This window comes from Plantactinospora alkalitolerans (assembly GCF_015690345.1).
GTDB lineage: Bacteria > Actinomycetota > Actinomycetes > Mycobacteriales > Micromonosporaceae > Plantactinospora > Plantactinospora alkalitolerans.
Genome location: NZ_JADPUN010000358.1, coordinates 1 through 7,775 on the forward strand (window position 1 = coordinate 1; position 7,775 = coordinate 7,775).

Here is a 7,775-nt window from a genome sequence, read left to right on the forward strand (position 1 = left end):
GCGGTGGCGGTGGCGGTGGATCATCCGGGACCCGCCGGATGACCGACGTCGGCATCCGGTGCGAGGATGGCCACATGGATGTACGCAGGCGAAGCAATGTCGCGTTCGCCGGTCGGGAGAACGGCCAGGTACTCATGCTCTCGCACGGCTTCGGCTGTGACCAGAACATGTGGCGACGGGTGATGCCCGAGTTAGGAAAGCAATCCCGGTTGCTGTTGTTCGATCACGTTGGTTCCGGCAAGTCGGACTTGGCCGCATGGAATGCCGACCGGTACGCGACGCTGGACGGCTACGCCGACGACGTGCTGCAGATCTGCCACGAGTTCGACCTGCGGCGGGTGGTGTTCGTCGGGCACTCGGTCAGCGCAATGATCGGCGTACTGGCCGCGAACCGGGAGCCTGAGCTGTTCGCCGCCCTCGTGCTGTTGACCCCCTCCCCCTGCTACATCGACGACGTCGGCTACCGGGGCGGGTTCAGCCACGCCGACATAGCGGAACTGTTGGACTCCCTGGACAGCAACTACCTCGGCTGGTCGGCGGCGATGGGTCCGGTGATCATGGGGAACCCGGACCGACCCGAACTGGGCCAGGAGTTGACCAACAGCTTCTGCCGCACCGATCCGACAATCGCCCGCGCCTTCGCCCGGACCACCTTCCTGTCCGACAACCGCGCCGACCTGGCGAAGGTGAGCGTGCCGACGCTGGTGCTGCAATGCGCCAACGACGCGATAGCCCCGCCCGAGGTCGGCGAGTTCGTGCACGCGCAGATCGCCGACAGTCGCCTGGTAACCCTGAACGCCACCGGCCACTGCCCCCAGGTGAGCGCGCCCGAGGCGACCGCCGCAGCCATCGCGACCTTCGCGGCCGCATACCGGTGACCGGTCCTGCCGGCCAGGTTCCGGAATGCCCCGATCCACCCGCCAGCTCGCCGGACGCGGCGTTCTCGGCCATGCTGGAGGACAACATCGAGGACCTGTACGACAACGCGCCGTGTGGAAACCTCTCCACCCTGTTGGACGGCACCATCGTCAAAGTCAACGCCACGCTGCTGCGCTGGCTCGGCTACCGCGGCGACGAACTGGTCGGGCACCGGCGCTTCGCCGATCTGCTCACCGTCGGTGGGAAGCTCTACCACGAGACCCATTTCGCGCCGCTGCTGCAACTGCAGGGCGAGATCAGCGGGGTAGCCCTGGAACTGCGGGCGGCGGACGGTGCGCGAATGCCGGTGCTGGTCACGGCCAGCGTCAAGACCGGTGGCGACGGGCAACCGATGCTGATTCGCCTCATCGTGTTCGACGCCCGCGACCGCCGGGCGTACGAGCAGGAACTCCTGCGGGCCCGGCAGGTCGCCGAACGCGAACGGGAGCGTCTCCAGCTCCTCGTCGGTGGGCTCCAGCGCAGCCTCCTGCCGGCGTCGCTACCCGATCCGGCCGGGATGGAGACCTCCGCCTACTACCACATGGCCTCCCCCGACGAGGTGGGCGGCGACTTCTACGACCTGTTCCCGCTCTCCGGCGGCCGATGGGGATTCTTCCTCGGCGACGTGTGCGGCAAGGGCATCGGCGCCGCCGCCGTCACCGCCGCGGCCCGTTACACGCTGCGCGCCGCCGCCGTCTACGACCCCACCCCCGCCGCCGTGCTGTCCAACCTCAACTCCGTGCTCTACCAGGAATACCGTACCGAGCGACACCGGCACTGCACCGTCGTCTTCGGCATCCTCGTCCCGGACGGTGCGGGGTACACCGCGACCATCGCCAGCGGAGGCCATCCCCCGGCCCTGCTGCTCCGCGCCGACGGCACCGCCGAATACCAGCCGACCACCGGAGGAACCCTGGTCGGTGTGCTTCCCGAGGCCCGCATCGTCACCCGGACCGTTCGGCTGGAACCGGGTGACACGCTGGTCCTCTACAGCGACGGGCTGACCGAGGCCCGTGCCGACACCCCCGACGGCAGGTACGGCAGCGACGCCCTCCTCGCCTTCGTCGACGACCTGTCACCGACCACCGCTCCGGCCGTCGTCGCGGCCCTCACCGACCTGCTGGCCAGGTTCGGCGACGGCCCCGACGACGACGTCGCCGTGATGGCACTCGGGATGAGGGCTCGCTGACGCCCCGCCCAGGTCGCGGTCGACGCGATGTCAGGGGGCGAGCACCAGCTCGCGGAGGGCGCCGTCGAGGGCTGCGGCGTCCACCCCGCCGGGCCAGCCGCGCAGCAGGGCGCCGCCCTTGGCGACCACCACGACGGCCGGCGGCTCGCGGACGGCGTACGACCGCCAGATGGTGCCGGTGTCGTCCAGCACGACCGGGTACTCCACCCGGTGCTCGCGCAGGTACGCCTGCACGCCGTCCGGCTCGTCCTCGCCGGCCACCCCGACGAAGACCACCCTGTCCCGGTAGCCCCGGGCCAGCTCGCTGAACCCGTCCTGGCGCTGTGCGCAGGTCGTACACCAGGAACTGAAGAAGGTGAGCACGACCGGGCGCTCGGCCCACAGGTCTGCCACCGCGAGCGGGCTGCCGTCGGTGAGGGTGCCGGCGACCCGGGGCGCAACCGGCGAGTCGGTGGGCGCCGGCCGCAGCGCGAGACCACCCGGCACCGGTCCGGGCAGGGCGGCCGCCCCACCGGCCAGCGTCGGTGCCGGACCGGGATCGTTCCCGCCCGAGGTGCAACCGCCGGCCACCAGCGCGACGGCCACGGCAAGCACGACGACGACCGGTGCCGTCCGTCGGCGCGGCCACCTCACGACGGCACCACGGCGACCAGCGCCGGCCCCGCACTGCTGTCCTCGGTCAGATCGATCGGCGGACGGTCGTCCACGACGAGCCGGTACGCCTCCCGGCGCGCCACCCTGACCGGGACGGCGAACTCGCAGAACGTCGGAATGCGCTCCACTTCCAGGTCCTCCTCGAAGGTGCGGACCGATTTGCCGGGCGGCAGTACGCCCTCGGCCAGCGTCCCGCCGTCGGAGTCCACGACCCGGTACGGCGCCTTGTTGTGGAAGTAGGTGTAGGGGCCGGTACCGGCGCAGTCGACGCCCTCCGGCCGGATGTTGATGTCCCGGACCAGCACCCGGACCGTTCTCGCGGCGCGGGGTTCGTCGTCGTCGCCGCAGCCGGCGAGCACACCGGACAGCAGCAGCGGCAGCAGCGCTGCCAGGCGACCGTAGCGCGAGCGCCGCACGTCTCCTCCGGAAATGGTCGCGGTCGGGGTGCCGTCGCAGGGGCGGGTGATCCGCACACCGCCCCTGCGACGTCACTGCGGACGGGTCAGGACTTCTCGACCCGGCACTGCTTGGTCACGGTCTTCGCGGGATCGCTCTCCGAGGTCGCGGTGAGCTTGACGATCCCCGCCTGGGTCGCGGCGGGGGTCGCCCCGACCGACACCCGGACCGTCGTGGAGCGGCCGAACCCGGCCGTGGCGAGCGCGTTCGGCACCTCCACCCGCCAGCCCTTGCCGTTCACCGAGGCGGACAGCCGGTACACGTCGGACTTGAGGTAGGCACTCACGTCCTCCGGGTGCCGCTGCCCACCGGCGGAGTAGGCACCGGTGTTGGTCAGGGTGAAGGAGCAGGTCACGCCGCGCGCGGTCGGCCGGGTCGCGGTCGTCACCTCACCCTTGGACATCGCCACCCCGTGGCTGCTCGAACCGCCGTCGCCGTCCAGCGAGCGGACCGCCACCGTGTACGACAGCACCCCGTCGGCGTCCCGCTTCAGGTCGAGTACGTAGAAGTGCAGCCGGTTCGCCTGGTCGACGTACTCGTACTCGCTGCCGGAGCGGGTGCCGGCGTGGAACAGCGCATCGGACAACTGCCGGTAGTCCCCCATGGTGATCTTCTGCGGGGTGCCGTTCGGCTGGTAGAAGTCGACCATGTCGATGTCCTGCGGGTTGGCGTCGACCACCCAGACGAACGGCGCGCTGTCCGCGTTCTTCGTCTTGGACACCAGCACGCCGCTGTCCGGGGTGAACGAGTCCGCGCCCATCCGGTCCACCGCCTCGACCGTGTAGTTGTTGTAGCTGCCGCCGTCGCAGAGCGGATCGGTGCTGGTGTCACAGGTCGGCGAGAGGTCCTTGTTCATCGCGATGTTGATTCCGGTCAGCCCCTTCGGGCCGGCCTCGACCGCCCGCGCGGTCACCGTCGCGACGACCACGCCCGAGGACGCCAGCGCCTCCCGGGACAGCCGCAGCAGGTGCTCCTCGCCGAGCAGACCGATCTTCACCTTGTCCCGGACGGTGTGCAGCGAGCCCATCGAGCCACCGTTGACCGGCGGGATCTGCCAGCGGGTGTGCGGCCCGCCGGGCCCGTTGAACGAGCCGCGCGACATCATGCTCCAGATGCCGGTGTAGGCCCGACGCAGCGGTTCGCCGTACGGGTTGTTGTAGTTGTCGCCGATGCTCAGCAGATGGCTCAGCTCGTGGGCGTACACGCCCATGCCGGAGCTCTCCGCCTGGGTCGACGAGCCACCGCCCGCGTTCGGCCAGATGGTCGAGGCGGCCTTCCAGGAGGTCCATTCGACGTAGCGGGTACGCGCGTAGTTCGGCAGGGCCGGGTCCGGCGGGCCCCACGCGTCCGGCACGTCCTCCTTGGTCTGGAACATCATCTGGCCGAACTCCTGCCAGGTGGACGACTCGTCCTGCCCGGCGGAGAGGATGAAGACCAGTTCGAAGGAGTTGGCCACCTCCTCGCCGACCGCCGCCCGCCAGGCGCCGAGCCCGTCGGTGCGGATGTTCCTGGCACACTGCTCGCCGCTCGGGCAGGCGCCCGGGTTGAAGCCGTTGTCGATGCCGTACTGGTAGGACTTGGCGGGCATCTCGTACGGCCCGAACCCGGCCAGGTCCACCCCGTACCGGCCGCCCGAGTCCTGCATCCAGTACTCGTGCAGGGTGTGGCCCTTGTTCAGGTCGTTCGGCGTGTTGAGGAAGTCCGTGTAGAACCCGGCGACCTGGTCCCGGGGGATGTTCGCGGCGGTCGACTGGGGATTGCCGAACACCGTCGAGCGGGCCCGCTGGGTCACCACGAACGGCTGGTCCGGATAGTCGAGCGTGACCAGCGCGATCCTGAAGTCGCGGACCGAGCCGGAGACGGCCGGGTCGGCCCAGTTCCGGTTCGGCACGGCGACGTAGTCGTCCCAGGTCATGGTGTCCGGGTTCTGCCAGGACTGCGGGTCCAGCACCTCGAAGGGGCCGGTGCCGCCGCTGGGATTGCCCGGTGCCGCGGTCGCCGGTGTCGCGGCCGCGGCGGCGACCAGCGCCGTCACCACCGCGGCGACCAGCACCGAGCGCCGGGCCGTACGTCTGGAGGACAGTAGGTGCATGCGGTCACCTCTCGTACTCGGTCGGGGATGGCGGCCGGCGGCGCACCCGAGAACGCGCTGGTCAACCACGATCGTGCCGAACGCGAATCTATGAGCCGGACCCTCCGGCGGTCACCGTGCAGATGTCGGTAGGTGGATCGACCACTTGCGACACGTGCAGGAGCGACCGTCGGGCGAACGGGGCGGGTCAGATCCGGAAACCCTCGGGAAACGGGTCCTCGGGGTCGAGCAGGTACTGCGCCGTACCGGTGATCCAGGCCCGTCCGGTCACCGTGGGTATCACGGCGGGCAGGTCGCCGACCGTCGTGGTCTCCACCAGCCGGCCGGTGAACCGGGTCCCGATCACCGACTCGTTGACGAACGGCGTGTCCAGGCCCAGCAGGCCCCGGGCGTGCCGCTGGGCCATCCGCGCCGAGGTGCCGGTGCCGCACGGCGAGCGGTCCACCCAGCCCGGGTGGATGACCACGGCGTTGCGGGCGTCCGCACCGTCCGTGCCGGCCTGGACGATCTGCACGTGCCGGCAGTCGTCGATGACCGGGATGGTCGGATGTCGGGGCGGTGCCTGCGCGTTGATCGCGTCCATGATCCGCAGCCCGCGCCGGAGAAGTTCGGGTACGGCCGCCGGCTCGACCGGCAGTTCCAGGTCGGCGGCCTCCACTATGGCGTAGAAGTTGCCGCCGAACGCCATGTCGTACCGGATCGTGCCGACCTCCCCGCCCACCTCCACCTTCCGGTCCGCGGCGAGCAGGAAGGACGGCACGTTGCGGATGGTCGCCGCCGTCGCCCGGCCGTCCCGCACCGCGACCTCCACCGCCACGAGCCCGGCCGGGGTGTCCAGCCGGATCGTGGTGACCGGCTCGACGACCGGCACCATCCCGGTCTCGACCAGCACGGTCGCCACCCCGATCGAGCCGTGTCCGCACATCGGCAGGCAGCCGGAGACCTCGATGAACAGCACGCCGTAGTCGGCGTCCGGCCGGGTCGGCGGTTGCAGGATCGCGCCGGACATCGCCGAGTGTCCGCGCGGCTCGGACATCAGCAGCCGGCGCAGGCCGTCCCGGTCCCGCTCGAAGAGCAGCTTCCGCTCCAGCATGGTGGCGCCGGGCAGGATGCCGACGCCGCCGGTGACGACCCGGGTGGGCATGCCCTCGGTGTGCGAGTCGACCGCGTGCAGGACCAGCCGGCTACGCATCGGCGTCGGCCTTCAGCGCCCGCTCCATGTCCTTTGTCACCTGGGTTCGCGCCGACGCCGGCAACGGGCCGCGCGGCGGCCGGCACGGGCCGCCGTACCGGCCGACCAGCTCCATGCCCAGCTTGATCGCCTGGACGAACTCCGGCCGGGAGTCCCAGCCGAAGATCGGATGCAGCTCGGCGTAGAGCGGCAGGGCCGCCGCCAGGTCGTGGGCCCGGCACAGGTCGTAGAGGCGTACGGATGCTCGGGGCAGCGCGTTCGGCAACCCGGCTATCCATCCGGTCGCGCCGCACACGACCAGTTCCAGGAGTACGTCGTCCGCCCCGGCCAGCACGTCCAGGTGCGGGACGAGGTTCCGGATCCGGTGCAGCCGGCGGACGTCACCGCTGAACTCCTTCACCGCCACCACACCGTCGGTCTCGGCGATGGCCGCGAGCAGTTCGGGGGTCAGGTCCACCTTGGTGTCGAACGGGTTGTTGTACGCCACCACCGGTAGCCCGACCCCGGCCACCTCCCGGTAGTGCGCCAGGACGTCGGTGTCCCGGGCCGGGTAGGTGTTCGGCGGCAGTGCCAGCACCGCGTGGGCGCCGACGCTTTGCGCCTGCTCGGCCCAGTGCCGGGACTGGCGGCTGCCGTACCCGCCCACGCCGGGCACCACGGAGAAGCCCGGCGGTGCGGCCTGCACGACGGCCCGGACGACGTCGGCACGTTCGGTGTCGGAGAGGTTCTGGTACTCCCCCAGCGAACCGCACGGAGTCACCCCGTGGCAGCCCTCGTCGGCCAGCCACGTCACGTGCTCCTGGAGCCGGTCGAAATCGATCGAGAGGTCGTCACGGAACGGCGTGGGAATCGCGACCACGACGCCCTGCCACGGTTTGCGAGTTGTCACTGGGATGTTCCTTCCTCGGCGACGGCACCCAGCGGTACCGGCAGCACGATCTGACGGTTGGCGAAGCCTTCGGGCGGCTGGTCGCGGCCGGACGCGGCGGCGAGCAGGCAGGCGGCGGCCCGGCCACAGATCCGTCCCTGGCACAGCCCCATGCCGATCCGGGTGACCAGTTTCAGCGCGCGAATGTCGTCCAGCCCGTACGCGGCCACGTCGGCGCGCAGCCGGCCGGCGGTCACCTCCTCGCAGCGGCACACCACCGTGTCGTCGGTGAGCCAGCCGGTCCAGCCTGCCGGCACCGGATGCGCCCGGTGCAGGGCGGCGGCGAACCGCCGCTGCCGGACCGCCCGGCGGGCGACCGGCGCGACGGCCCGGGCCAGTCCGGCGT

At 71.1% G+C, this 7,775-nt stretch carries 8 protein-coding genes; 2 read left to right on the forward strand and 6 right to left on the reverse strand.

Annotated features, from left to right (window positions below; genetic code table 11):
* Positions 1–74 precede the first annotated feature (74 nt).
* Together I0C86_RS37390 and I0C86_RS37395 are read left to right on the forward strand one after the other, a co-directional pair.
* Positions 75–878, forward strand: coding sequence for an alpha/beta fold hydrolase (locus I0C86_RS37390; RefSeq protein ID WP_196206041.1), 804 nt, complete (start codon positions 75–77; stop codon positions 876–878).
* Positions 875–2,107: a PP2C family protein-serine/threonine phosphatase gene (locus I0C86_RS37395; RefSeq protein ID WP_323374095.1), complete on the forward strand. Its 1,233-nt coding sequence runs from the start codon at positions 875–877 to the stop codon at positions 2,105–2,107. The genes I0C86_RS37390 and I0C86_RS37395 overlap by 4 nt, the downstream gene beginning before the upstream one ends.
* A gap of 30 nt (positions 2,108–2,137) precedes the next feature.
* Here I0C86_RS37395 and I0C86_RS44135 read toward each other — a convergent pair whose 3' ends face one another.
* The 6 genes from I0C86_RS44135 to I0C86_RS37425 all read right to left on the reverse strand — a co-directional run.
* A complete protein-coding gene (locus I0C86_RS44135; protein WP_196206042.1) occupies positions 2,138–2,740 on the reverse strand; it encodes a TlpA family protein disulfide reductase in 603 nt (200 codons plus the stop codon).
* Complete coding sequence (locus I0C86_RS37405; RefSeq protein WP_196206043.1) at positions 2,737–3,177, reverse strand: hypothetical protein; 441 nt, start codon at positions 3,175–3,177, stop codon at positions 2,737–2,739. Before I0C86_RS37405 ends, I0C86_RS44135 begins: the two co-directional genes overlap by 4 nt.
* Before the next feature lie 86 nt (positions 3,178–3,263).
* Positions 3,264–5,309 carry a M6 family metalloprotease domain-containing protein gene (locus I0C86_RS37410; RefSeq protein WP_196206044.1) on the reverse strand — a complete coding sequence of 682 codons (2,046 nt, stop codon included), beginning with the start codon at positions 5,307–5,309 and terminating at the stop codon, positions 3,264–3,266.
* A 187-nt stretch (positions 5,310–5,496) separates the two neighbouring features.
* Positions 5,497–6,501, reverse strand: coding sequence for a proline racemase family protein (locus I0C86_RS37415; RefSeq protein WP_196206045.1), 1,005 nt, complete (start codon positions 6,499–6,501; stop codon positions 5,497–5,499).
* Entirely contained in the window at positions 6,494–7,390 is an 897-nt protein-coding gene (locus tag I0C86_RS37420) for a dihydrodipicolinate synthase family protein (RefSeq protein WP_196206046.1), read from the reverse strand. Before I0C86_RS37420 ends, I0C86_RS37415 begins: the two co-directional genes overlap by 8 nt.
* Positions 7,387–7,775 (reverse strand): (2Fe-2S)-binding protein (locus tag I0C86_RS37425; protein WP_196206047.1); only part of this gene is annotated, 389 nt, incomplete at its 5' end. The genes I0C86_RS37420 and I0C86_RS37425, both read right to left, overlap by 4 nt.